Annotated in this window: 25 protein-coding genes and 1 riboswitch; of the genes, 23 read left to right on the top strand and 2 right to left on the bottom strand. The window is 34.2% G+C overall.

Features of this window, described 5'->3' with window-relative positions:
* Window positions 1-72: 72 nt before the first annotated feature.
* From CIB95_RS04815 to phoU, 6 genes are all read left to right on the top strand, one after another.
* Window positions 73-2,145 carry a peptidoglycan D,D-transpeptidase FtsI family protein gene (locus tag CIB95_RS04815; RefSeq protein WP_094922648.1) on the top strand — a complete coding sequence of 691 codons (2,073 nt, stop codon included), beginning with the start codon at window positions 73-75 and terminating at the stop codon, window positions 2,143-2,145.
* Window positions 2,146-2,916: 771 nt separating this feature from the next.
* Window positions 2,917-3,843 (top strand): PstS family phosphate ABC transporter substrate-binding protein, encoded by a 927-nt coding sequence (locus tag CIB95_RS04810; RefSeq protein ID WP_094922646.1) that lies wholly within the window; start codon window positions 2,917-2,919, stop codon window positions 3,841-3,843.
* Between the two features lie 80 nt (window positions 3,844-3,923).
* Window positions 3,924-4,868: a phosphate ABC transporter permease subunit PstC gene (gene pstC / locus CIB95_RS04805; RefSeq protein ID WP_094922643.1), complete on the top strand. Its 945-nt coding sequence runs from the start codon at window positions 3,924-3,926 to the stop codon at window positions 4,866-4,868.
* Between the two features lies 1 nt (window position 4,869).
* The gene (pstA, locus tag CIB95_RS04800) at window positions 4,870-5,748 is read left to right on the top strand and encodes a phosphate ABC transporter permease PstA (RefSeq protein WP_094922640.1); all 879 of its coding nucleotides are present in this window, start codon (window positions 4,870-4,872) and stop codon (window positions 5,746-5,748) included.
* A gap of 11 nt (window positions 5,749-5,759) precedes the next feature.
* Window positions 5,760-6,566: a phosphate ABC transporter ATP-binding protein PstB gene (gene pstB, locus CIB95_RS04795; RefSeq protein ID WP_094922637.1), complete on the top strand. Its 807-nt coding sequence runs from the start codon at window positions 5,760-5,762 to the stop codon at window positions 6,564-6,566.
* Between the two features lie 29 nt (window positions 6,567-6,595).
* Entirely contained in the window at window positions 6,596-7,255 is a 660-nt protein-coding gene (phoU, locus tag CIB95_RS04790; RefSeq protein ID WP_094922634.1) for a phosphate signaling complex protein PhoU, read from the top strand.
* A 64-nt stretch (window positions 7,256-7,319) separates the two neighbouring features.
* Here phoU and CIB95_RS04785 read toward each other — a convergent pair whose 3' ends face one another.
* Window positions 7,320-8,045, bottom strand: coding sequence for a YwaF family protein (locus CIB95_RS04785; protein ID WP_094922632.1), 726 nt, complete (start codon window positions 8,043-8,045; stop codon window positions 7,320-7,322).
* 241 nt (window positions 8,046-8,286) lie between these two features.
* Here CIB95_RS04785 and rpmG point away from each other — a divergent pair, with 241 nt between their 5' ends.
* The 7 genes from rpmG to CIB95_RS04750 all read left to right on the top strand — a co-directional run bounded on the left by rpmG (window position 8,287) and on the right by CIB95_RS04750 (window position 13,618).
* A complete protein-coding gene (rpmG, locus tag CIB95_RS04780; RefSeq protein WP_094922629.1) occupies window positions 8,287-8,436 on the top strand; it encodes a 50S ribosomal protein L33 in 150 nt (49 codons plus the stop codon).
* Between the two features lie 168 nt (window positions 8,437-8,604).
* A complete protein-coding gene (locus CIB95_RS04775; protein WP_094922626.1) occupies window positions 8,605-9,177 on the top strand; it encodes a 5-formyltetrahydrofolate cyclo-ligase in 573 nt (190 codons plus the stop codon).
* Window positions 9,167-9,949 carry a DUF92 domain-containing protein gene (locus CIB95_RS04770; RefSeq protein WP_094922624.1) on the top strand — a complete coding sequence of 261 codons (783 nt, stop codon included), beginning with the start codon at window positions 9,167-9,169 and terminating at the stop codon, window positions 9,947-9,949. Before CIB95_RS04775 ends, CIB95_RS04770 begins: the two co-directional genes overlap by 11 nt.
* Window positions 9,950-9,959: 10 nt before the next feature.
* Window positions 9,960-10,967 (top strand): ThiF family adenylyltransferase, encoded by a 1,008-nt coding sequence (locus tag CIB95_RS04765; protein WP_094922621.1) that lies wholly within the window; start codon window positions 9,960-9,962, stop codon window positions 10,965-10,967.
* Window positions 10,968-11,017: 50 nt separating this feature from the next.
* Window positions 11,018-11,200 carry a hypothetical protein gene (locus tag CIB95_RS04760; protein WP_094922619.1) on the top strand — a complete coding sequence of 61 codons (183 nt, stop codon included), beginning with the start codon at window positions 11,018-11,020 and terminating at the stop codon, window positions 11,198-11,200.
* A 109-nt stretch (window positions 11,201-11,309) separates the two neighbouring features.
* Window positions 11,310-12,056, top strand: a complete 747-nt coding sequence (locus CIB95_RS04755) for an HAD family hydrolase (protein WP_094922616.1) — start codon at window positions 11,310-11,312, stop codon at window positions 12,054-12,056.
* A gap of 14 nt (window positions 12,057-12,070) precedes the next feature.
* Complete coding sequence (locus CIB95_RS04750; protein ID WP_094922613.1) at window positions 12,071-13,618, top strand: rhomboid family intramembrane serine protease; 1,548 nt, start codon at window positions 12,071-12,073, stop codon at window positions 13,616-13,618.
* Here CIB95_RS04750 and CIB95_RS04745 read toward each other — a convergent pair.
* Window positions 13,615-14,493 carry a hypothetical protein gene (locus CIB95_RS04745; protein WP_094922610.1) on the bottom strand — a complete coding sequence of 293 codons (879 nt, stop codon included), beginning with the start codon at window positions 14,491-14,493 and terminating at the stop codon, window positions 13,615-13,617. The two genes, CIB95_RS04750 and CIB95_RS04745, sit on opposite strands and share 4 nt — an antisense overlap.
* A gap of 89 nt (window positions 14,494-14,582) precedes the next feature.
* Here CIB95_RS04745 and CIB95_RS04740 point away from each other — a divergent pair, with 89 nt between their 5' ends.
* The 10 genes from CIB95_RS04740 (at window position 14,583) to thiO (ending at window position 25,005) form a co-directional block, all read left to right on the top strand.
* Complete coding sequence (locus tag CIB95_RS04740; protein ID WP_094922607.1) at window positions 14,583-15,626, top strand: M42 family metallopeptidase; 1,044 nt, start codon at window positions 14,583-14,585, stop codon at window positions 15,624-15,626.
* A 150-nt stretch (window positions 15,627-15,776) separates the two neighbouring features.
* Window positions 15,777-17,240: a spore germination protein gene (locus CIB95_RS04735; RefSeq protein ID WP_094922604.1), complete on the top strand. Its 1,464-nt coding sequence runs from the start codon at window positions 15,777-15,779 to the stop codon at window positions 17,238-17,240.
* A gap of 275 nt (window positions 17,241-17,515) precedes the next feature.
* Window positions 17,516-17,707: a YqgQ family protein gene (locus CIB95_RS04730; protein WP_094922602.1), complete on the top strand. Its 192-nt coding sequence runs from the start codon at window positions 17,516-17,518 to the stop codon at window positions 17,705-17,707.
* Between the two features lies 1 nt (window position 17,708).
* Entirely contained in the window at window positions 17,709-18,458 is a 750-nt protein-coding gene (gene nfsA / locus CIB95_RS04725) for an oxygen-insensitive NADPH nitroreductase (protein WP_094922599.1), read from the top strand.
* A 283-nt stretch (window positions 18,459-18,741) separates the two neighbouring features.
* Complete coding sequence (locus CIB95_RS04720; RefSeq protein WP_094922596.1) at window positions 18,742-20,607, top strand: LTA synthase family protein; 1,866 nt, start codon at window positions 18,742-18,744, stop codon at window positions 20,605-20,607.
* A gap of 218 nt (window positions 20,608-20,825) precedes the next feature.
* On the top strand, window positions 20,826-22,013 hold the full coding sequence (locus CIB95_RS04715; RefSeq protein WP_094922593.1) for a M14 family metallopeptidase: 1,188 nt from the start codon (window positions 20,826-20,828) through the stop codon (window positions 22,011-22,013).
* A 46-nt stretch (window positions 22,014-22,059) separates the two neighbouring features.
* A riboswitch (TPP riboswitch) is annotated at window positions 22,060-22,169 on the top strand.
* A gap of 94 nt (window positions 22,170-22,263) precedes the next feature.
* Window positions 22,264-22,899 (top strand): thiamine phosphate synthase, encoded by a 636-nt coding sequence (gene thiE, locus CIB95_RS04710; RefSeq protein ID WP_094922590.1) that lies wholly within the window; start codon window positions 22,264-22,266, stop codon window positions 22,897-22,899.
* Complete coding sequence (gene thiS / locus CIB95_RS04705) at window positions 22,896-23,093, top strand: sulfur carrier protein ThiS (RefSeq protein WP_094922588.1); 198 nt, start codon at window positions 22,896-22,898, stop codon at window positions 23,091-23,093. The genes thiE and thiS overlap by 4 nt, the downstream gene beginning before the upstream one ends.
* Window positions 23,094-23,095: 2 nt before the next feature.
* On the top strand, window positions 23,096-23,878 hold the full coding sequence (locus CIB95_RS04700) for a thiazole synthase (protein ID WP_094922586.1): 783 nt from the start codon (window positions 23,096-23,098) through the stop codon (window positions 23,876-23,878).
* A 14-nt stretch (window positions 23,879-23,892) separates the two neighbouring features.
* Window positions 23,893-25,005: a glycine oxidase ThiO gene (gene thiO, locus CIB95_RS04695; RefSeq protein ID WP_094922583.1), complete on the top strand. Its 1,113-nt coding sequence runs from the start codon at window positions 23,893-23,895 to the stop codon at window positions 25,003-25,005.
* The last annotated feature ends 12 nt before the right edge of the window (window positions 25,006-25,017 follow it).

Genomic DNA, 25,017 nt, shown 5'->3' with positions numbered 1-25,017 from the left:
GAAATAATATAAGAAAGAGAAATAGGCACCTTACAAAAGGTGTCTTTCCTATTGGAGAGAGGAAGAAGCGAAATGGTTGATAAAAAGAAAAAAAAGAAGGTAGTACTGCCATATCGTTTAAATATATTGTTTTTGCTTGTTTTTTTGTTCTTTTCATTTTTAATATTACGATTAGGTGTAATTCAAATTGTTCAAGGTGAACAATTCTTACAACAAGTAGAACGCTCAGGAGAAGTTATCGTTGAGAATGCAGTGCCACGTGGGAAAATGTATGATCGTAATGGGAAGTTACTTGTAGATAATGATCCATCATATACGATTACGTATACAAAGATGAGTGACCGAGTGAATCAATACGATACACTTGAATTAGCTCAAAAGTTAATTAAGTATATTGATGTATGGGATTATCAAATCAATCGAGTGACGAAAAGAGACAAACAAGACTATTGGATTCTTACTAGAGAAGAAAAAGCAATTGCAAAAATAACGGAAGAAGAAAAAAGCCAATTAAAAAACGATGAAGTATATAAAACAATAATTGAAAGAATTACTGAAGAAGACTTACAGGAAATAACAAGTGATGAGTTGAAATTAATTGCTATTAAACGAGAACTTGATTTCGGGTATGCATATGCACCACAACCGATAAAAAACAACGTTCCTTATCATGAAGTAGCTAGGGTTTCAGAACACTTAGAAGAGCTACCGGGTATTGATATTGAAATGAACTCAGAGGGCACAAGAAGTTACCCTTATGGTAATCAAGTATTAAAGTCATTCTTTGGAAAAGTAAAAGAAATCCCTCAAGAAGAACTGCAATATTATGAAGTTCGTGGCTATGCACGAAATGATTATGTCGGAGTAAGTTTTCTAGAAGAACATTATGAAGACGTATTAAGAGGTCAAAAGGGTAAAGAAATATTTGTTATTGATAAGTCTGGGAAAATATTAGAGAAAAAAGAAACGATACAAGGTAAACGAGGGTTAGATTTAGTTTTAACATTGGATATTGATCTTCAACTAGCTGTGGAACAAGTGTTAGACGAAGAACTTACCAAAGGTATGGCCTATGATAAAAATAAGTTCATGGACTCCGGTTACGTTGTAATGATGAATCCTCAAACAGGTGAAATCCTTGCGTTAGCTGGAAGAGTATACGACGGAAATAACTTTCAAGATGTGGCATTAGGAACAATTACAAAAGCGTTTGAAATGGGTTCAACAGTCAAAGGAGCTACCCTCTTAACGGGATTTGAAACAGGTGTAGTTCGTGCAGGAGAAAAAATTTATGATGCACCAATTAAATTCCCAGATGGAACACCAAAAAAATCATGGAAGAACATGGGTCTTATTAATGATTTTTCTGCCTTAGAGATGTCATCTAATGTGTATATGTATGAAATTGCAATGAGAATTGCCGACTATAATATTAATACGAATGTTCAAAAGGTTAGTAATGCAGAAGCGTATAATACGATGAGAAAGCAATTCCATCAGTTTGGCTTAGGAATAAAAACAGGAATAGATCTACCGATGGAGGCTACTGGTTATGAAGGACCTGTTACAAATGTTACAAAGCTAGTCGATTTCGCAATAGGGCAATATGATACGTATACGCCGTTACAAATGGCGCAGTATGTCTCCACGATTGCAAATGGTGGATATCGCTTAAAACCATATTTAGTGAAAGAAATTAAAGAATCAGGTGCAAATGATGCATTCGAAAAAATTGTGCACCAAACAACGCCAACAGTCTTAAACAAGATAGAAATGGATGAAGAATATATTAAGCGCGTCCAGCATGGATTTTGGTTAGTTGTCAATGGAAAACAGGGCACAGCAAATTACTATTTTAAAGGAAAACAGTATGATTCGGCAGCTAAGACAGGAACGGCCGAAGTATTTGTTCGAGATAAATTAGATGGTTATTATATTAGAAACACTAGTGGCGATTTAATTGAAAGTGTTAATGCTACGATGATTGGCTATGCGCCTTTTGAAAATCCTGAAATTGCTTATGCAGTAGTTGTTCCATATGCAGACGATGGGGCAGTTAACAAATATATTGGAAGCAGAATTTTAGATGTTTACTTTGAATTAAAAGAGAAAAGAGCGGAAAGCATTCCTGTTTCATCTGAGTGATGAGAGGATTGCTTTTTTTGTTTCCCCAAAGCTTTCTTTATTAAGGAAGGGTTTAAAAGGAGGGTCGTTTCAATACGTCGCTGAACAGTCGTCTCAGGTTTTCTTAGTTGATCCAGCTTCGACTCCTAGCGACTAGTTAACTTCATACTTCTCATTTACGATAAGTCAACATCGGTTCGCATAGCGCTCCGTGTTTCCTTTATCTCAATCGAAGTATTCCAGTTCATACGTCGCTGAACAGTCGTCTCAGGTTTTCTTAGTTGATCCAGCTTCGACTCCTAGCGACTAGTTAACTTCATACTTCTCATTTACGATAAGTCAACATCGGTTCGCATAGCGCTCCGTGTTTCCTTTATCTCAATCGAAGTATTCCAGTTCATACGTCGCTGAACAGTCGTCTCAGGTTTTCTTAGTTGATCCAGCTTCGACTCCTAGCGACTAGTTAACTTCATACTTCTCATTTACGATAAGTCAACATCGGTTCGCATAGCGCTCCGTGTTTCCTTTATCTCAATCGAAGTATTCCAGTTCATACGTCGCTGAACAGTCGTCTCAGCTTTTCTTATAAATTTACATAGAATTTACATTCCGTTTATTTCTTGTACATATTAACGGTTTATTCTATTAAGTGTAAGGAAGACTTACATAGTTTCATAGAGGTTTTTTCTTGTTAGAAGTAATAAAAGGAATAAATAAATACTTCTAAACAAAAAATAGCTAATATGAAATTGAAGATTATAATTAAAAACATTTTTCGGAGGGTTTCGACTTATGACGATTAAAAAAGCAATGGTATTCGTTTTTGTAAGTATTTTAACAATTATCGCATCTGCTTGTGGAAATGGCGGTGGGAATAATTTAGAAGGACAAATTAAAATTGACGGTTCTTCAACAGTCTTCCCTATTATGGAAGCTGTAGCAGAAGAATATCTAGCTGAAAACCCACGCGTACGTACAACAGTAGGTGTTTCTGGAACAGGTGGCGGTTTTAAGCGCTTTATCGATGGTGACACAGATCTAAGTAATGCTTCACGTCCGATTAAAACAGAAGAAAAAGAAAAAGCTGCGGCAGCAGGTATTGAATATATGGAATTACAATTGGCATTTGATGGTTTATCAGTAGTTGTAAGTAAAGAAAATGACTTTGTAAAAGATTTAACAATTGAAGAATTAAGAAGAATCTTCCTTACTGAAGGTGGAGTAACAACTTGGCAAGATGTAAGAGCTGAATGGCCTGCAGAAGAAATAAAAATCTTCTCTCCTGGTACAGACTCTGGAACATATGATTATTGGAATGAGGTAATTTTAGAAGATAAAGAAATGCGTCGTGATGCTCAACTAAATGAGAACGATAATAACTTAGTTACTGGTATTGCTGGCGATAAGTATGCAATTGGGTTCTTCGGATACAATTACTACATTGAAAATGCAGATAAATTAAACATTGTAGCTATTGATGCAGGTGAAGGAGCTATTATTCCTACTAATGAAACAATCGAGTCAGGTCAGTATGCACCTCTTTCACGACCACTTTACACGTATGTTAACGTTGCATCACTTCAAGATGAAGCAGTTTATAATTTCGTAATCTTTATGCTTGAGAACGCTGGTGATTTATCTGAAGATGTAAGTTATGTTCGACTACCACAAGAAAAATACGATGAACAAATTCAGAAAATAAAAGAATTACGAAATTAATTAATCACTTACAATTAATGGATTAATGGTAAGGAGACCTACTTCTCCTTACCTTCTCGTGTTTTGAAAGGAGAAATAACATGTCCCAGAAAACGAATAGTGTCTCTGTTAGACAAATGATCCAAAGTAATAAAAAGAATAAAGGGAGCTTAAGAATTATTGAGAGTGTAATGCCAAAACTCTTTCTAACATGTGCCCTTATTTCTATCTTAACTACGTTTGGTATTTTGTTTACATTAATTTTTGAAACAATTACTTTCTTTAAAGAAGTATCTATCATTGAATTTATTACTGGTACACAATGGTTCCCTTTTTCTCATAGCAGTCCATCTTACGGGATTTTACCGTTAATTTCAGGAACGTTGCTTATTACTGTTATTGCAATGCTCGTTGCTATACCAGTTGGACTAGCAGCTGCAATTTACTTAAGCGAATTTGCTACTGATCGAGTAAGGAGAATTATAAAGCCGATTTTAGAAGTTTTAGCTGGAATACCAACGATTGTTTACGGCTTCTTCGCATTAGGTTTTGTAACGCCATTGTTAAAAAACTTCATTCCTGATTTATCAATTTATAATGCATTAAGTGCAGGGATTGTAGTTGGAATTATGATTATCCCAATGGTAGCTTCATTATCTGAGGATGCAATGAGTTCGGTTCCAAATGCTATGCGTGAAGGTGCGCTAGGACTCGGTTCGACAAGACTAGAAGTTTCATTAAAGGTTGTACTACCTGCAGCTTTATCAGGTGTTATTGCTTCCTTTGTTCTTGCCATTTCAAGAGCTATAGGAGAAACAATGATTGTAGCACTTGCGGCTGGTTCAAACCCAATTGCAACAATAGATGTTACACAGTCAATACAAACAATGACTGCTTACATGGTACAAGTTTTTGGTGGTGACGTTGGTTATGGTACAACGCTTTATTACTCTGTTTATGCAGTAGGTATGACATTGTTCTTGTTTACATTCGTTATGAACTTATTGGCTCAATATATTTCTCGTCGCTTTAGAGAGGAGTACTAATATGAAGCATATTGATCAAAATAAATTAAATCAAAAAATGAAAACAAGATTAGTTGTCAATAAGTTTTATAAAGGATTATTTTTCTTAGCGACGATGTTTGGTATTGCTGTTTTAGCAATCTTGATTTATAGAATACTTTCGCAAGGGATAGGGTATTTATCATTAGATTTCTTAATGAACTTCCCATCAAGGCGACCTGAGGATTCGGGAATTTCAGCAGCCCTTGTTGGTTCACTTATGTTAATGGTAGTTGTTATTCCAGTTTCTGTATTATTAGGTGTAGGGACTGCAATTTACTTAGAACAATACGCAGCTAAAAATAGATTTACTAATTTTATACAAACAAATATTCAAAATTTAGCTGGAGTTCCATCAATTGTATTTGGATTATTAGGTCTAACAATATTTGTAAGATACATGTCATTAGGAGACAGTTTGTTAGCCGGTGGATTAACGATGAGTTTACTAATCCTACCTATTATTGTTGTTGCTTCTCAAGAAGCAATTCGAAGTGTGCCAAACAGCTTAAGTGAGGCATCATTTGGAATGGGTGCAACGAAATGGCAAACGATTAGAAGAATAGTGTTACCAGCAGCTATTCCTGGTATTATCACAGGTAGTATTCTCGCATTATCAAGAGCAATTGGTGAGACAGCACCGTTGATCATTATTGGAGCTGCAACCTTTGCACCGTTTTATCCACAATCATTACTTGATCAGTTTACGGCAATGCCAATTCAGATCTTTGGTTGGGTTGCAAAACCTCAAGCAGAATTCCAATATGTTGCTGCAGCAGGTATAATCGTTTTATTAATTATTTTACTTCTAATGAATTCAATCGCAGTATTTATTCGTAATAAATTCCAGAAACGTTACTAGGGGGGAAACCAATGGAAACAGTTATAGCAAAAAACAAAGAAAATAAAAAAAATACACAAGCTAGTAATACAGTTTTTAAAGTGAATGACTTAAACCTTTGGTATGGTGAAGATCACGCCTTAAAAAATATCAATTTGGATATCGATGAAAAAAAGGTTACAGCAATTATCGGGCCTTCTGGTTGTGGTAAATCTACATTTTTAAAAACGATTAATCGTATGGTTGAAATGGTACCGATCGTTAAAACATCTGGTGAAATTTCCTACCGTGGCCGTAATGTATTTGACAAAGATTATAAAGTTGAAGAGCTTCGTACTACTGTAGGAATGGTTTTCCAAAAGCCTAACCCATTCCCTAAGTCAATATATGACAATATTGCTTATGGACCACGTATCCATGGGATTAAAAATAAAAAAACGCTTGATGAAATTGTTGAGAAAAGCTTACGTGGTGCAGCAATTTGGGATGAAGTAAAAGACCGTTTACATGAAAATGCATATGGTTTATCTGGTGGACAACAACAACGTATATGTATTGCACGTTGTTTAGCAATTGAGCCTGATGTTATTTTAATGGATGAACCGACAAGTGCCCTTGATCCAATTTCAACATTAAAAGTAGAAGAATTAGTTAAAGAATTAAAGAAAGATTATAGTATCGTTATTGTCACACACAACATGCAACAGGCAGCAAGAATTTCTGATAAAACGGCCTTCTTTTTAAGCGGAGAAGTAATAGAATATACTGAAACATCTAAATTATTTTCTAATCCTGATGATCAACGAACAGAAGATTATATTACAGGACGTTTTGGATAAAACATAAATTCCAGGAGGACTGCTGACCAATGATTGTACGTGAAGAATTTCAAAGTGACTTGAATGAATTAAAAGAATTAGTTTTAAAACAAGGTGAACTTACAAAGATTGCGTTAAAGCGCTCTGTTGATGCTCTTATCCACCAAAAGCAAGATGTTGCTGAGGAAATTAAATTAGGTGATAATGAAATCGATGATTTAGAAGTAGAAATTAATGAAAAAATCATCTGGATGATAGCTAAACAACAACCAGTAGCAACTGATTTAAGAAGATTAATAACTGCATTAAAAATCGCATCTGAAATTGAACGTAATGCTGATTTTGCAGTCAATATTGCTAAATCTGTTATCCGCATTGGAGATACGCCACTTTATAAGCCTTTAGAGGATATTCCAAAGATGGCTGATGAAGTATTAATTATGTTTGATATGGCGTTAAATGCTTTCAAAAATGAAGATCATAATTTAGCTTTAGAGATGGCAAAAATGGATGATAAAGTTGACGATATGTATGGGAAAATTATTACAGAATTAATGGTTCATATGGCGAAAAATCCTGATATAATTGCTCAAGTATCTGAACTAGCTTTTGTTTGTCGCTATTTAGAACGAGTTGCAGACCATACTACTAATATTGGCGAAAATATCGTTTATTTAATTAAAGGAAAACGTTTCGATTTAAATGAGTAAGCTGAAAAGGCAGCCAATTGGCTGTCCTTTTTTTATGTAAAATAATTGTATCGGTAAGGGAAAGTCAATTGTTAAAACGTTTCGATTTATTTTTGAAATAAAACGGACTATACAAGATGAGGAATAATATGAATGATATAAGTTCAAGTGAAAGAATATACCACGGATATGGACCTAAAAGATCAATTAGGCTTGGATTTACTGGCTTATGAATTAAAAACATATAATTAGAATCCAATACTTTATTTAAAATAAATACTCCAATTGCAAGAATGTTTAAGCCGATAAAGGCGCGAATAAGTGAATGGAAAGTTATTTGATACTTCTCAATCCAAAGCATGTACAAGCAGGTAATGATGATTACTAAATGAGCCATAAAAAATTGAAAGAAACGAAAATGTGGAAAACCAAAGAACAATTCTGGTGTAATCATCGCTACAAAAGCGCCAGTCATGCTCACGAAAAAAGTAAGTTCAAAAATTCGATAACTTTTAGTAATTAACATAAACATACACAAGTATAAAGATAATGAACATAATTGAAATGGTAAGTTTATTGCAACATCCCACTTGTCATTGAGGATATACCAGTATTGGAAGGAAGCCTCACTTAAAAATAACAGTATTAGCAAAAAGTATTGAAAATATCTTTTCGCTGCTAGACTAAATTTATCTTTACTGATGTATAATATTACAATTGTAAAGATAGAAATAGCTATCATTAAGAGGTGTGACAATGAGAACAATTGAAACTGATAATCATCGTAATTAAAATTAAACACGTTCCTCATAAATACCTCCTTTAAATTAAAAATTGTTCACGTGAAGTTCATTGGTAATATTTAGGTATTATTATTTTATCATATGCTAATTCAAAAAAATATAAGCAATAATGTACTTGAAGAAATGCCATCTCTTTGGTATTATTAAAAGGTCCATCCAAGTGATTAGAAATTTTTTATTACATCTAAAATAAAACAAGCTCTAATCTGACTATTATATGACATCCAAGTAAGAATGGAGGCGAAATAAATGCGCGTAAACATTACTTTAGCATGTACAGAAACTGGTGACCGCACTTATATCACTAAAAAGAATAAGCGTAACAACCCAGAGCGTCTTGAGCTTAAAAAATATAGCCCAAGATTAAAAAAACATACGTTACACCGTGAAGTAAAATAACAGTAGGGATCTTTCCTACTGTTTTTTTTACATTTATATATTATTGGAATTTACTACCTTTGCTTTATTAAGAAAACACATGATTATATGCATTTCTTTTGCTCTACAAATCTCTCGCCTCCTGGTGGGTTTTAATTTTCCTATACGTTGCTTTTTAGGAGGTTACTTGTGAAGGAAATAAAAACTAAATATCGTAAATTAATAAAAAAACGTTTAGAACAAATGTCAGATTCTACATATGAAAGCACTTCGAAGAAAATTACTTCACAACTTTTTACAACAGAAGAATGGAAAGAAGCAAATACAATTGGAGTTACAATATCAGTTGGAAGAGAAATAAATACAAAGCATATCATTGAAAAGGCTTGGCAAGAAGGAAAAAAAGTAACGATTCCTCAAGCTTTATGGGAAACAAAGCAATTGCAGTTTCGCTTTATAACTAGCTACAATCAAATTATACAAGCGAGACTAGGATTATTTGAGCCTATTATAGATCAAACAAATGCAGCGATTAAAGAGGAAATTAACCTATTAATAGTACCAGGTTTGTTGTTTAGTATTGACGGGTACCGTATTGGGTATGGTGGTGGCTTTTATGATCGCTATTTGGAAAACTTTTCAGGCAATACTATTTCTTTAAGTTTTGATTTTCAACTTTTAAGTTGGTTGCCTCATGACCGTTATGATATTCCAGTGAAGAAAATAATAACAGATAGAAGGTCTATAATAAATGATTATTGATTATTATCTCATACCTATTTTAATACTTGCAGCGTACATTGGTCACCGTTATCAGATGCTAACAAGACTGGGAGCTGTCGGGACAATTCTTGTAGGATTTTCTGTTTTAATAGGTTTTGGCTATAAGGGAATTTTTCTTTTAGGAGCTTTCTTTATTAGTTCTAGCTTCTGGAGTTCATATAAGAAAGAAAAAAAAGTAAAAGTAGAAGAAAAAATTGAAAAAAGTGCAGGTAGGGATTTCGTTCAAGTAGTAGCAAACGGTGGTCTAGCGGCTGTCTGTGGGTTTTTATATTATTTAACTAAGGACAACTCCCTATTGGCAATTTTCATTGCGAGTATTGCAGCTGCTAATAGCGATACGTGGGCTTCTGAATTAGGAGTGCTAAGTAAGAAGAAGCCATTCTTACTGCTAAGCGGTAAGGAAACAGACCCCGGGACCTCGGGGGCAGTTTCTTCATTAGGGCTTTTGGCATCTCTGGCAGGAGCTTTTTTGATAGCACTATTGGCGATGCTGTTATTTTCTTTACCTATGCCTTACCTTATCTTGTTTACGATTATTGGGTTTATGGGAAGTGTAATTGATACAATTCTGGGAGCTTTGTTACAGCGGAAATTTAAATGTCAAGTATGTGGACTTGAAACAGAAAAGAAGATGCATTGTCATAAAGAGACGGAATTACTTCATGGATTTATTTGGATCTCAAATGATACAGTGAATTTTCTATCAATTTTATTTGCAGGTTTACTAGGCGGTATGGCAGTAGTGTTGTAGGAGGGGAAATATGGAGCGGTATGCTAGGCAAATGTTATTTTCGCCTATAGGAGAAGAGGGGCAAAAAAAGCTTCAGAAATCTAGTGTTCTTATCGTTGGCTGTGGTGCTCTAGGCACTGCAATTGCGAACCATTTAGCTAGGTCTGGGGTAGGCAATATTAATATAGTTGACCGAGACTATGTAGAGTTTAGTAACTTACAACGTCAAATGTTATTCGAAGAAGAAGATGCTATCAATGCCACACCAAAAGCAGTGGCTGCGGAGCATAAACTTAAAAGAATAAATTCGGATATAAAGGTTTCTGGAATCGTTACAGATGTTCATGCAGACAATATTGAAGAGCATATTAGAGGTGTTGATTTAGTATTAGACGGTACTGATAATTTTGAGACACGCTTTTTATTAAATGATGCCTGTTTTAAAAAAGGTATTCCATTTGTATATGGTGGAGCTGTAAGTTCTCGAGGCATGTCCGCAATATTTATTCCAGGTAAGACGCCCTGCTTACGTTGTTATATTTCTAGTGGGGATCAAGTTGGCCAAACTTGTGACACAATCGGAGTGATATCACCGGTTGTTGATATTGTTGCATCATATCAAGCTGTTGAAGCAATGAAGTACTTAATACATAAAGAAACATATAGTAGAAAGGCTATAGTATCACTTGATATCTGGAATAACCATTCCTATGAATTACCATTAACAAAACAAAAAAAAGATTGTCCAACATGTGTAATCAAACAATATCCTGCATTAAAAAGTAATAATGATGATGACAACTATACGGTTTTATGTGGACGGAATACGATACAAATTACGAGTAACAAGACATTAAATTTAAACTCCTTAGAAAGTCAGTTCGGAAAAGAATTCAAGGTAAAGAAAACGCCTTTTTTATTGAGGGTTCATTTAAATGATGAAGAACAATTTGTCATTTTTCCGGATGGGCGTGTGTTAATTCAAGGTACAAAAGATTTAGAAAGAGCGAAACAACTTTTCGGAAATTATTTTCATTAATGGATAAAATGAGTCGATCTCTCAAATAGTAATAGTAAGGAGGGATTTCGATGAGTATGATAGTTCGCCTTTTTATTGTTGCAATTAGTGGATATTTTTTATATCAAAAACGTTATAAAGTTTTAAATGCTTTAATGAGTATTAGGGGGATTAGACAAATTATTGTGTCGTTAACAATGAGAATCCCAGGTGTTCGTGAAAAATTTATCCATCAAGCATTTAGAGCCATGTAATACACGCAGACTTAACTAGGAAACCTTCCTAAAGTATGCAACCTTACTCCTCTCGCCGTTTGGCGAGTTTTTCTTTTTATAATAATATGAAACCAAAGGTGTAGAAAATATGACTAAACTAAATTGGAACATAATATTCTTTGACTTAGATAATACATTATATAGTCATGAAGATGCGTTTCAAGCAGCTATCATTAATTGTTATGAGACAATTTCCCTTAAAAAATTAAAGAAATATGGGATTACAAACCCAGTATCCAGTAAAATATGGTTTAAAATTTTTAAAGTAAACTGCGACAAATATTGGGCTGATTATGAAGAAGGGATTTTAACTAGGCGCAAATATCAACACAAGCGTTACATAAAAACGATGGCTGAATTTGCTTACCCTTTTACAGTAGAGGATGCAGATGAATTTCATTCACATTATGAAAGTATTGTACATACATTTGCAAAGCCTTATAAGGGTGTAAAGTCCCTCTTAAAGAGATTAACAGAGCGAGGAATTATAATAGGAATTATTACAAATGGGAAACAAAGAATTCAATTAAATAAATTAATACACTTGGAATTGTTACAATTTTTCCCGACAGAGCACATCATCATTTCTGAAGGTGTTGGATCAGAGAAACCTAGTAAACATATTTTTGATTTCGTTAGACTAAAATGGAATTACAAGCAAAATAAGCATCTATATATCGGTGACTCATGGGATCAAGATATAGTTGGGGCAATGGAAGCAGGTTGGGAAGCTATTTTTTTAAATAGTAGAAATGAAAAGAGCACGACAAATCATAAGCCAATCTTTGTGGCAGAATCATTTCAAGATATTTATACCTTTTTTAATGATGTGTAGTGAGGTGAGGTAATGTGCAAGGAAATACTGAAAATACCGGGTATGAGAGGCTATTTTGGAAGGTTATAGCTTATTATGTATTAGAAAAAGAATATAGTATTGCTTATACTTCACATGATGAAAAAGAAGTGTGGTTAGAAAGTGAAAATGGCCAAGAGTTGCTCCGCCTCTGCCAAAAAGACTTAATATGGGGAAATGATATTAGGAAGGATATAGAAAACTTTTCACTAGTTTTAGAGGAAATTAGCCGTGGTGCAAGTAAGAGGAAAATAAGATGTAGAACAGTTTATTTTTCAAAAGAAGACCCAGTTCTACAGTATAATGATTCTGTTGATGAAAATAAGTCAAAGGGTTTACAACATTCGCATATCGTCTTTAGTGAGTCAGCTAGTTATGAAGGTTACACACCGCTAATAAGTTTTTTGAACGAGGAAAGTAATGATGGTATTAAACGTTATTTACATTTAATCATTTATGATTTTGAAGCATTTAAAGCGAAGATTTTTGCTGATCAGCGAAGGCGTGAAAAGGAATTTAATGCAATTTTTAATAATGGCAAGCCAATTGCTACGTTTATTCTATTAGCAATAAATGTGATTATGTACTTATTGCTTGAAAAGTTTGGTGGAAGTACAAATATTGAAACACTAGTTTTATTTGGTGCAAAAAACAATCTCTTAATTTTAGAAGGTGAATGGTGGCGTTTTATTACACCAATGTTTTTACACATTGGATTTTTTCACTTAATCATGAATTCCATTGCGTTATATTATTTAGGGATGTTCGTCGAAAAAATGTATGGTACGACTCGCTTTTTATTTATCTATTTCATTGCAGGAATTATTGGTTCATTAGCTAGTTTTGCTTTTAACCCACAAATTTCAGCAGGAGCTTCAGGAGCAATTTTTGGATGTTTTGGAGCTTTATTATACTTTGGCCTTATTAAAAAAGAATTATTTTTTAAAACAATTGGAAAAAACTTATTGTTTATTTTAGCAATTAATTTAATACTCGGTTTTTCAGTTGAAATGATTGATAATAGCGGACATATTGGTGGATTAATAGGAGGTTTCCTCGCTGCTGCGATTGTCCAACTACCTAGTCAACAAGGGCTTCGTAAACGCTTTGTATATGGTATTGCTATCACGCTAGCTGCAAGCATCTTCACTTTTTGGAGCTATAACAATAATATTGAAAATCCGCATCCCCTCACAGTGATGCAGTTATCACAGCAATATATTGATGGAGAACAATATAGTGAAGCGTATGATTTATTAATCTCCCATTATGAACATGGTCAAGAGTTAGATGAATATCAGTTTCTTTTATCATATACGGAAATTCAATTAGGAAAATATTTAGAAGCAATCGAACATTTACAAAATACAATACAGTTAAATAGTAAATTTCATGAGGCACATTTTAATTTAGCACTTGTATATTTAGAAGTTAGTGAGCATAAAAAAGCTCTTTCATCGGCTGAGAAAGCATTACAATTAAATCCCGATGAAGAGAGCTATGAGAACTTATATAATAAATTAAAAGAAGCGACAAATCATTAACCTATTTTTTGAATTAGTTTTACATTTTTACCAGACTTCGTTTCAAATAATATAATAAAATGTGTGCTTTGTTTATCAAGTAGGATTAGAGGAAGGCTGCTCCCAATTGGGGAACTAATAGAGCCATCCTCTTCTTTAATTCCTAGGAAATAATTTTTATAAATTCCTTCCCACAGACCACCAATTGCTTTTTGAGATTGTTTTTTTGTTAAATTCGGCAGGGTTTTGTCATTATAATTAATTAGAGCAGTTAGTGGCATAGCGTAATAATCACTTGCGTTTAAAGCGGACGCTTCAAGTAATTTACCCCAAACATATTGTAATTGCTGTTTCCTTGTATTATCTAAAATGAACTTCCATTCTCTCTCTAGATTCGTTTCAGGAATTTTAAATGCTTCTAATGGGCTTAAAGGTGAATCAATTACATACAAAAAATCATAGCTCATTATTTGACTGCTTTTAATAATGTCATCTGGATAATGGATTTCTGCATGGTGAAAAGTAACGGTTTCATAATAGCTACTATCCTCACCGTTTATTTCTTTCTTTTGCTTAATTGTCGATGCGTTTTCTTTCCACTTTGATAAAGTTGCCGCAAGAATGCCATCTTCAAATACGAATGATAAGTCTTGTCGTAAATAAGCTTTGCGGTCGAGACGAGACTGTGATAAAAATTTAATTGTATATTCATCTTCGTCTTCCTGATCTAACAGATACACGTTTGAAGTAGCCTCGATAAACTGAACATCAGGGTCAATCGGAAAGAATATTAAACTTTCTTCCACTTCTACTTTATCATTGGATAAAAAATAGTAAGTACTGTAACATAAAGTTAAGATACATAGTAATAGTATTGTTATCTTTGTTGCTTTCAAAAGGAATACCTCCTTGGACAGCCTGCTATTTAACGATATGAACAAGCATTAAAAAATATTAATAGAAATCGTTAGGAGTGACTAATTTTATGAGTAAAGAAGTTCAAGATATTGTAACAACTATAAAAAATTTAGTTAATATTCCAAGCCCTTCAGGAAATACAGAAGAAATTATTTCCTATGTGGAATCTTCATTAAGTAATTTTGACTTACAGCTAACGCGAAATCGTAAAGGTGGATTAATTGCGACGATTCGTGGAGAAAATGAAAATGAACATCGCATGTTAACAGCTCATGTTGACACACTTGGCGCGATGGTTAAAGATATAAAACCTGATGGACGTCTAAAACTATCTTTAATTGGTGGGTTTAGATGGAATGCAATTGAAGGTGAATATTGTACCATTGAAACGAGTAGTGGAAAGACATTTACTGGAACAATCCTAATGCATCAAACGTCCGTTCACGTTTACAAAAATGCTGGAGAAGCAAAACGAGATGAAAACAATATGGAGGTAAGAATAGATGCGAAAGTTCACAGGAAAAAAGATGTAGAAGATCTAGGTATCGCAGTTGGCGATTTCGTTTCTTTTGACCCGAGAGTAGAAGTTACGGATACTGGATTTATTAAATCAAGACATCTAGATGACAAAGCGAGTGTCGCTATTTTATTACAACTCATTAAAGATATCCAAACATCAAGTACAAAGCTTCCTTATACAACTCATTTCTTAATTTCAAACAATGAAGAGATTGGTTACGGCGGGAACTCAAATATCCCTGAACAAACGGTGGAATATTTAGCTGTCGATATGGGTGCAATTGGTGATGGGCAAGCGACAGATGAATTTACAGTATCAATTTGCGCTAAAGATTCTGGTGGACCGTATCACAAGAAACTACGTCAACATCTTGTGCAATTAGCAGAAGAAAATGAAATAAAATATAAAGTTGATATTTACCCTTATTATGGTTCAGATGCAACTGCGGCAATTAGAGCGGGGCATGATATTGTCCACGGTTTAATTGGTCCAGGAATTGATGCATCACATGCATATGAGCGTACACACACTGATTCCCTTCATGAAACATATAAACTTCTTAATAAGTATGTAATGTCTGAGATGATTTAGTCACTCTAAGCCTGCCGATTTCGGTAGGTTTTTTTATTTAAGCAATTATTTCAAGTGATGCTATGTTTAAAAGTAAGAATTCTAATGGTAATAGGTATGTTTTACCAAATTAATGACGAAAATGGGAGATGATAAGGAGGGATGACAACGATGGAAGAAAATAATATTCAACACCGGGTTTCGAGTGATATTGATAAAAATATATCCTATTTAAAAGAAAAATTAGGTGTTGAAAAAAGTTTCGATGTCATTCATTTAGATTTGGAATACGCCAATAAAAAAATGGCGATGTTTCTCATAGATGGATTTGCGAAAGATGATATATTACATTATTTAATGAAGCTCTTAGCAGATTTAAGTCCTGAGCAATTAGAGCCTGAACCACTAGAAAAATTATTAAAAACATATCTTCCTTATGTAGAACTTGAAAAGACGGAAGATTTAGATGTCATTGTAAATGGTGTGCTTGCTGGGCCAACAGTTTTATTAGTAGATGGTCTTAGTTATGCAATACTCATCGATGCAAGAACATACCCAGTTCGTGGACCTCAAGAACCAGATATTGAGAGAGTAGTGCGTGGTGCAAGGGACGGTTATGTAGAAACGATTGTTTTTAATACTGCTTTAACGAGAAGACGAGTTAGAGATCCATCTCTACGGATGGAATATATGCAGGTAGGTCGAAGGTCAAAGACGGATATTTGTGTATCTTATATTGAAGATATTGCAGACCCTGATTTAGTGAAAGAAATTAAAGAATCATTGGCAATGATCGATACTGATGGTATACCAATGGCTGAAAAGACAATCGAAGAATTTATAAGTGGTCGCCACTGGAATCCATACCCTGTTGTCAGGTATACAGAACGGCCGGATACAGCTGCAGCCCATTTATTTGAAGGACATGTTATCATCATGGTCGATGGTTCACCAAGTGTATTAATCACGCCTACAACTTTTTGGCATCACTTACAACATGCTGAAGAGTATAGGCAGAAACCGTTAGTTGGAGCATATTTGCGATTAGTTCGTTTTTTCGCAGTCTTCGCATCGATCTTCTTACTACCATTATGGTATTTATTTGCTACAAATCCTGATTTACTTCCGAAGGAATTATCTTATATCGGTGTAAATGATATGGGTGAAATTCCTCTGTTTGTTCAATTCCTAATCATTGAGGTAGGTTTAGATATGTTGAGGATGGCTGCCATACATACACCATCTTCATTAGCGACTGCCCTTGGATTAGTCGCTGCATTAATGGTCGGACAAGTTGCAGTTGAAGTAGGGCTATTAACTAATGAAGTCATATTATATTTTGCGATAGCTGCTATAGGCTCATTTGCAACACCGAGTTATGAATTGAGTTTAGCAAACAGGTTAGTAAGAATAGGGTTGCTAATTATGACAGCAGCGTTCCAAGTTGCCGGCTATGTATTGGGATTCTTATTACTGATGTTGTTACTAACTCGAATGAAATCTTTCAAGACACCATATTTTTGGCCGTTTATTCCATTTTCATACAGGGCGATGAGAGATGTTTTAGTAAGAACACCAATACCGCTTAAAAATAGACGACCAACTGTGCTTCACCCTAAAGATCCTGATCGTTAAAATGACGATGAGGTGAATGAGTGGGATGCAATAATTTTGACGAATATTTTTGTTTAATCTTATCTATATTTGGAATCCGGATCATTCAGTTTGAATCTGAACGATTCGGATTTTTATGTTAAAGTAAGTAGTCTGTCCAATTCCTTATAGAAAAAAAGTTTATTTAGAAACTTTTTTTGGAGTATTTATTTTTTGAACTGCCAATTTTCTACATACTTTTTCATAGTAATTAGTTATACTATCTAAGTGAAAAAAATTAAACATAAGGTGATTTTGTGAAAACTTTTTTTGAAGTACAACAACTATTGAAAAATTATGGAACGATTATATACACAGGTGATAAAGAACTTGATTATCAATTAATGGAAGATGAAATAAGAGAACTATACAATTCTAAACTAATAACTATTGAGCAATTTAAACAAAGTTTACTAATAATCAAAAGTCGAAAAAATAAAGGTGAATAATATGAATGATGTGATTCAAACATTATTGCAACATCGGTCAATTAGGAAATTTGAGAATAGGCTTTTGGATAAAGAGCAAATAGAAGCAATAGTAACGAGTGCACAGGCAGCATCAACGTCAAGTAACGTACAAGCATATGCAATTATTGGGATTACTGATCAATATAAAAAGGAAAGGCTTGCTCAGTTATCTGGAGATCAACCCTATGTTGCAAAAAATGGTCATTTATTTATTTTTTGCGCTGATTTATATCGTCATAAAGTGATTGCAGAGACAGAACAGGTGGATTTTTCAGAAACATTACAATCCACGGAAATGTATACTGTTGCAGTAATTGATGCGGCTTTAGCTGCGCAAAATGCTGCTATTGCAGCGGAGTCTTTAGGGTTGGGGATATGTTATATAGGTGGACTTCGAAATGAACTTTATGAAGTTAGTAAGTTGTTACAAACGCCTGAGCATGTTTTTCCTCTATTTGGACTAGTAGTTGGTTATCCTGCACATACTCCAGAACAAAAACCTCGATTACCTATGTCAGCAATGTACTATGAGGAGCAATATGTACACGATACTCAGAAGGTGCGAACTTCCATCGAACAATATAATGATGAACTAAGAAACTATTATGATAGCAGAGCAAAAAATTCTCGTTTAGATACATGGTCAAAGCAAATTATTCGCAAGATGTCAGTACCTTCTCGAATATATTTAAAGGACTTTTTAAAAAGCAAAGGGTTCCCAATGAAATAAAAAAATATAGTAAAATATCTACTAAAGCAGTTCTATTGTAAACCCTTCAACATATTGTTATAAATGGGTCGCATAAATAGTGTTAAAATTTACCAATAAAAAAATGAAACCTTTTTGAACATAAACTCGTCTAATGATACGAGTAACTATAATACAAGGAAAACGATAAAAAATTAGTTGATAGAAAAAGAGAAAAGAAGTATGATTGTTTTTGTTATTCTTATGAAGAATACAATAGATAAGTTTTCTGCAACACGTGTTACAACAATTAGGAGGAAATGAAATGAAAAATATACATTCTAGATTAGGCCTGTTCTATCTTGTCTCAGTATTATTATGGCTTAAGATGTATCTTGCATATAAAACACAATTTAATCTACCAACTGAATCTTGGACACAAGAGTTTATATTAATAATGAATCCACTAAGTTCTATTATTCTATTTTTGGCATTTAGTTTATTCTTTAGTGAAAATAAACGAGCTCACGTATTATTATTGATAAGTTTATTAAGTACGATATTATTATACGCAAATATTGTTTATTATAGATTCTTTACTGACTTTATTACTATTCCAGTATTATTCCAAACGAGTAATATGGGAGATCTTGGTGATAGTATTTTATCGTTAATTAACGTGTATGATATTTTGTTCTTTATAGATGTAGTAATTATCGGTTATTTTATTTTAACTAAAAAAGTGACTTTAAAACGTGCTAAGTTTGCTGATTCATGGGCAATGTTTGCTGTTGCAATCATCTTATTTGTAGTAAATGTTGGCCTGGCAGAAACAGAACGTCCACAGCTATTAACACGAACATTTGACCGAGAAATGTTAGTTAAAAATATTGGAACATACAATTATCACTTATATGATATTGTTTTACAGTCTAAATCAAAAGCACAACGCGTATTTGCAGATAGCAGTGAAATCGTAGATATTGAAAACTATGTAAAAGCTAACCAAGTTCGTCCAAATGACGATTTATTCGGAATAGCAAAAGGAAAAAACGTAGTACTAATTTCTCTTGAATCAACGCAAAGTTTTGTTATTAACGAAAAGATTAATGGAAAAGAAATAACGCCATTTTTAAATGATTTAATTAAAGATAGTTACTATTTCCCTAATTTCTATCATCAAACATCACAAGGGAAGACATCTGATGCCGAATTTATTGTAGATAACTCTTTATTTGGATTACCTAGTGGTGCGGTATATTTCACACATTCTCAAAACGAATATAAAGCGACACCTGAAATATTAAAGGATGAGGGTTACTATTCAGCATCATTCCATGCGAACAACAAAAGTTTCTGGAATCGTGATATTATGTACCTTACATTGGGATACGATCAATACTTCTCTCAAAGGTATTATGATATTACAGAAGAAAATTCTGTAGGGTGGGGATTAAAAGATATCGACTTCTTTAACCAGTCAGCAGACATTATGAAAGATATTCCGCAACCATTTTATGCTAAATTTATTACTTTAACAAATCATCATCCGTTTAAATTAAGTAAAGAGGAAAGTTATGTAGATCGTTATGATTCTGGAGATGGAACAGTCGACCGTTTCTTCCCAACTGTACGCTATATGGATGAATCAATAAAAATATTTTTCGACCGTTTAAAAGCAGACGGATTATATGAAAACTCTATATTTATCCTTTATGGTGATCATTATGGGATTTCAGAAAACCATAATGACGCGATGGCAAAATGGTTAGATAGAGAAATTACACCATTTGAAACAGTTCAATTACAACGAGTACCTTTTATTGTTCACATTCCTGGTCATAAAGACACAAGAGTTATTGACTCAGTAGGTGGACAAATCGATGTTAAGCCGACAATACTTCATTTGTTAGGTATTGAGACGACGAACGACATTATGTTTGGTACAGATTTATTGGCAGAAAATCGCGAATCGTATGCAGTACTCCGAGATGGCAGCTACATTATGGAAGATTACTTGTTTACAGATAGCAACTGTTATGACAAAGCAACAGGTGAAATAACAGATATTAGTAACTGTGAGCCTTATAGGGAAAAATCTAGACAACACTTACAATATTCCGATCAAATTATTTATGGTGACTTGTTACGTTTTTTAAATAAACCGGAAAATTTTAAATATCAACAATAAATAAAAAGCTTTGGCATATGCCAAAGTTTTTTTTTATTAAAAAATAAAACTTATCAATCTAACTCTCAAATAATACAATGCAGTTATCACGAGTAAAATGAAAGGAATCTGCTATTTTTCCTTTTGTATTACCAAAATACTATTTGTGGGTTTTTATAATAAGAATATCTTTCCTTTTCCATTGCATATATGTAAGTAGTGGAAGGAGTTGAAAGAGAATGTTTGTAAGTGCGTATAGTGGCTCAGATTTTGAATATTATAGTAAAATATTTGAAGTCCCTGAAGAAATTATAGCAGCTTCTAACGGGAACATTAACATGTGGTTTCCTCAAGCAAATAAAATTAAAATTCCAGGTTATATGCCAGCTTATTATCAGACAAAGCATAATGACACGCTACATTCCATCGCAGCTAAGTATAGAATAAATATTAATGCACTTTGTATAGTAAATCGAATCTTTTCAAGCAAATACCTTTATCCAGGACAAATAATCATTATTCCCCGCAAAATAAAAAAACTTATTGTTGATCCAGATGAACCTATCTCTTATGAGAAACTAATGCATTATTTGATGCAATTAACGTATTTATATCCATTTTTATTTACGAGAAACTTAGGTAAATCTGTCCTAGGTAAAGATATACCCGAAGTAATTGTAGGAACTGGTAGAAAAAGAGTTCATATTAATGCCTCCTTTCATGCGAATGAATGGATTACAACTAATGTTCTAATCTATTTTTTAAATGAATATGCACTAGCTTTAGCTAATAATGAAGAAATAAGTGGAAGAAGTGCTTTATCGCTCTTTAAAGAAACGCAGCTTTCGATAACTCCAATGGTGAATCCCGATGGTGTTAATTTAGTGTTATTTGGAGCGCAAGCTGCAGGGCCTTTTTCCTCTTATGTACAACAATTAAATAAAGGGAAAAACTCATATAAAGATTGGAAAGCAAATATTCGTGGTGTCGATTTAAATAATCAATTTCCAGCCGATTGGCATTTAGAAGTACCACGAAAACCACAAGTACCAGCACCTAGAGACTTTCCTGGTTATTTTCCGTTATCTGAACCTGAAGCACTTGTGATGGCTAATGTAACGGCGCATAGTAACTTTGACAGAGTAGTAGCATTACACACGCAGGGCAAAGAGTTTTATTGGGGATATAAAGGACTTGAGCCACCTGAATCCAAAAAGTTAGCAGCTGAATTTTCTCGTGTAAGTGGCTATAAGTCCGTACAAATGATCGATAGTTATGCGGGATATAAGGACTGGTTTATCCAAGTTTGGCGAAAGCCTGGTTTTACCATTGAATTAGGTGAAGGTGTGAATCCATTGCCATTAAGTCAATTTGATGAAATTTATGAAGATACAAAAGGAATTTTAGCTGCTAGTTTATATATGTAAAGGTTGTCATATTTTTCAAACACTGTCATACTATTAGTAGATGAATATTTAAGACTAGGGGTACCTATGTAGGTAGGTTGAGAAAAAGTCCACTGACTTTTACCCTATGAACCTGATCTGGATCATACCAGCGTAGGGAAGTCGGACTTGTGCTATGCTATTTTCATAGAAAAATAGATAGGCATATTTAGTAAAAATCGCTTTCCGCTTATGGAGGGCGGTTTTTTTATGGAAAAAGGGGGAGAAAAAAGTGGAATTTTCGTTATATGCCATTACTGGAGAGGAATTTCATCAAGGAAGAGACCTCGTGGAAGTGATGGAAGAAGCAATTTTAGGCGGTGTTGATATTATCCAGTTACGTGATAAGAATAGTAGCAAAAATGAAATCTTAGAAAAAGCAAAAAAACTTCGTGTATTAACAGAAAAATATAACGTGCCATTCATCGTAAATGACCACATTGATATCGCAATCGCTGTTGGTGCCGATGGAGTTCATCTTGGGCAAGGTGACTTACCTTTACTGGAAGCTAGAAAGATACTAGGAAACGATAAAATAATCGGTATTAGCACACATCATATAAGTGAAGCACGAAAAGCAGAGAGAGATGGTGCAGATTATATCGGAGTAGGGCCAGTTTTTCCGACGAAAAGTAAAAAAGACGTAGTCGATCCTGTAACGACAAGATATGTCCGCCAAGTTGCGAGTGAGATATCGATTCCATTCGTAGCGATTGGTGGAATAAAAGTTCATAATGTGGAAGAAGTTTTGCAAGCAGGAGCTACAAGAATTTGTGCAATAAGTGAAATTGTTGGTAGTACAACTGTCAAAGAAACGTGTGAGCAATTCATAGATAAAATTGCTAAATATAAAGGAGTAAACCAATGAATGTCACGATAAATGGAGAAAAGAAGGTTGTAACAGCACTTACTATTTCGGAACTTTTAGAAGAATTACAGCTAAACCCTGGTTTAATTGTTATTGAAATTGATGGCGAAATCATTGACCGTAGCAATTGGAACGAAGAACTAATTAAAGAGGATATAAATATTGAAATTGTTCATTTTGTCGGAGGTGGATGATCATGAATAAAAATAGACTAGTAATCGGAGAAACGGAATTAAAGTCTAGATTATTTTTAGGTACAGGAAGATATCCGAATCCATACATACAAGAAAAAGCGATTGAAGCTTCGGGTGCGGATGTTCTTACATTTGCCTTAAGAAGAGTAAATTTAAATGCCCCAAATGAAGACGCAATTTTACAGCATTTTGAAGGGAAACAGTTTACTTATTTACCTAATACATCTGGTGCAAAAAATGCTGAAGAAGCAATTCGTATTGCAAGATTAGCTCGGGCTTCAGGATTAAGTAATTGGATTAAAGTTGAAATAAGTGTATCAGAAAAGACGTTGCTCCCAGACCCTATTGAAACATTAAAAACAACAGAGCAATTAGCAAATGAAGGGTTTGTCGTTTTACCTTATACATCAGACGATCCGGTTCTATGTAAAAGATTAGAAGAAGCCGGGGCTGCAGCTGTCATGCCAGGTGGATCACCGATAGGAACCGGACTTGGAATCTTAAACCCATATAACATTTCCTTAATTGTTGAAGAGGCCAATGTCCCAATTATAGTCGATGCAGGGCTAGGTAGTGCAAGAGACGTTGTAGAAGCAATGCAACTCGGAGTTGATGGAGTTTTGTTAAATACAGCCGTTGCCAAAGCAAAAGACCCAGTAAAAATGGCAGAGGCAATGAAACTTGCAATAGAAGCAGGTCGGTTATCTTATATGGCTGGAAGAATTGCCAAAAAAAGGTATGCGACTGCAAGTAGTGGATTGGAAAGTTTAACGTTAAATGAATAGAGAGTGTGTGGGTGATGAGTAAGAAAATTATTGTTATCGGTGCAGGAGTAATCGGACTTTCTACTGCACTTGAATGTCAAATGCGTGGGCATGAAGTGATTCTCTTAGAAAAAGGAAAATGTGGTGGGCAAGCCTCTGGTGCTGCGGCCGGATTACTAGCACCTTTCTCTGAAATTGAAGAAGACCCTGATGATTTTTTTACACTTTGTCTATCAAGTTTACGTCTTTTTTCTAAATGGAAAGATCTTGTAATGACAGAATCAAATCATTCATTCGAATATACAACAAGTGGTACCGTACATGCCTATTTTCATGAAGCTGACATGTTAAAAATAGAAATGCGCATGAATTGGCAGAAAAAATTTCAAGTGAAAGCAGAAAAACTAACAGCTAAACAAATTCGAACATTGGAACCGTCTCTTTCCCAAGATGCAGTTGCAGGTTTATATTATCCAGAAGAAAGTCATCTTTATGCACCAGATTACTTAATCGCCTTGGAGAAGGCATGTGAAAACATCGGGGTTACTATTCACGAGAACTGTGGAAAAGTAATGCTAGAAAATGAGCTGGAAAGGTGCACTGTAAAAGATGAACATGGTAATCGATATAGTGGCGACATCATTGTTCTTTGTTCAGGTGCATGGTCAAATGAATGGGAAAAATATCTGAATCTAGCAATCCCAGTTTTTCCGATAAGAGGGCAAATTTGTGCGTATGATCAATTAGACAAACACTTAAATCACATTGTCTATACGAGTCAAGGCTACCTCGTCTCAAAAGCAAACAATACGCTAGTTTGTGGTGCTTCTGAAGATATAGCGGGGTTTAATACAGCTCCTACAATTAAAGGAATTGAACGTTTGAAAAATTGGAACTCTCAGGTATTACCGATGTTAAGAAGCAAGGCACCATTTTCCAAATGGGCAGGATTAAGACCTGCAACACAAGATGGTTTTCCTTTTATTGGCCACCATCCTAACTCGGAAAATTTTATTTTTGCTTGTGGTCATTATAGAAATGGGATTTTACTTAGCCCGATAACTGCTAACATTGTAGCAGATTTAGTTGAAGGAAAAAAATCTGTTGTTCCTCTAGAAGCTTTTGCACCTGATAGGTTTACATATTAAAAAGGAGTGATT

It is taken from the genome of Lottiidibacillus patelloidae, assembly GCF_002262935.1.
GTDB lineage: Bacteria > Bacillota > Bacilli > Bacillales > SA5d-4 > Lottiidibacillus > Lottiidibacillus patelloidae.
The sequence above is the reverse complement of the archived record's forward strand: the minus strand, read 5'-3'. Positions and strand labels throughout refer to the sequence as shown.

Coding starts and splice junctions, on each gene's coding strand:
- CIB95_RS04815 (WP_094922648.1), top strand. CDS start 73: ATGGTTGATAAAAAGAAAAAAAAGAAGGTAGTACTGCCATATCGTTTA.
- CIB95_RS04810 (WP_094922646.1), top strand. CDS start 2,917: ATGACGATTAAAAAAGCAATGGTATTCGTTTTTGTAAGTATTTTAACA.
- pstC (WP_094922643.1), top strand. CDS start 3,924: ATGTCCCAGAAAACGAATAGTGTCTCTGTTAGACAAATGATCCAAAGT.
- pstA (WP_094922640.1), top strand. CDS start 4,870: ATGAAGCATATTGATCAAAATAAATTAAATCAAAAAATGAAAACAAGA.
- pstB (WP_094922637.1), top strand. CDS start 5,760: ATGGAAACAGTTATAGCAAAAAACAAAGAAAATAAAAAAAATACACAA.
- phoU (WP_094922634.1), top strand. CDS start 6,596: ATGATTGTACGTGAAGAATTTCAAAGTGACTTGAATGAATTAAAAGAA.
- CIB95_RS04785 (WP_094922632.1), bottom strand. CDS start 8,045: ATGAGGAACGTGTTTAATTTTAATTACGATGATTATCAGTTTCAATTG.
- rpmG (WP_094922629.1), top strand. CDS start 8,287: ATGCGCGTAAACATTACTTTAGCATGTACAGAAACTGGTGACCGCACT.
- CIB95_RS04770 (WP_094922624.1), top strand. CDS start 9,167: ATGATTATTGATTATTATCTCATACCTATTTTAATACTTGCAGCGTAC.
- CIB95_RS04765 (WP_094922621.1), top strand. CDS start 9,960: ATGGAGCGGTATGCTAGGCAAATGTTATTTTCGCCTATAGGAGAAGAG.
- CIB95_RS04760 (WP_094922619.1), top strand. CDS start 11,018: ATGAGTATGATAGTTCGCCTTTTTATTGTTGCAATTAGTGGATATTTT.
- CIB95_RS04755 (WP_094922616.1), top strand. CDS start 11,310: ATGACTAAACTAAATTGGAACATAATATTCTTTGACTTAGATAATACA.
- CIB95_RS04740 (WP_094922607.1), top strand. CDS start 14,583: ATGAGTAAAGAAGTTCAAGATATTGTAACAACTATAAAAAATTTAGTT.
- CIB95_RS04735 (WP_094922604.1), top strand. CDS start 15,777: ATGGAAGAAAATAATATTCAACACCGGGTTTCGAGTGATATTGATAAA.
- nfsA (WP_094922599.1), top strand. CDS start 17,709: ATGAATGATGTGATTCAAACATTATTGCAACATCGGTCAATTAGGAAA.
- CIB95_RS04720 (WP_094922596.1), top strand. CDS start 18,742: ATGAAAAATATACATTCTAGATTAGGCCTGTTCTATCTTGTCTCAGTA.
- CIB95_RS04715 (WP_094922593.1), top strand. CDS start 20,826: ATGTTTGTAAGTGCGTATAGTGGCTCAGATTTTGAATATTATAGTAAA.
- thiS (WP_094922588.1), top strand. CDS start 22,896: ATGAATGTCACGATAAATGGAGAAAAGAAGGTTGTAACAGCACTTACT.
- CIB95_RS04700 (WP_094922586.1), top strand. CDS start 23,096: ATGAATAAAAATAGACTAGTAATCGGAGAAACGGAATTAAAGTCTAGA.
- thiO (WP_094922583.1), top strand. CDS start 23,893: ATGAGTAAGAAAATTATTGTTATCGGTGCAGGAGTAATCGGACTTTCT.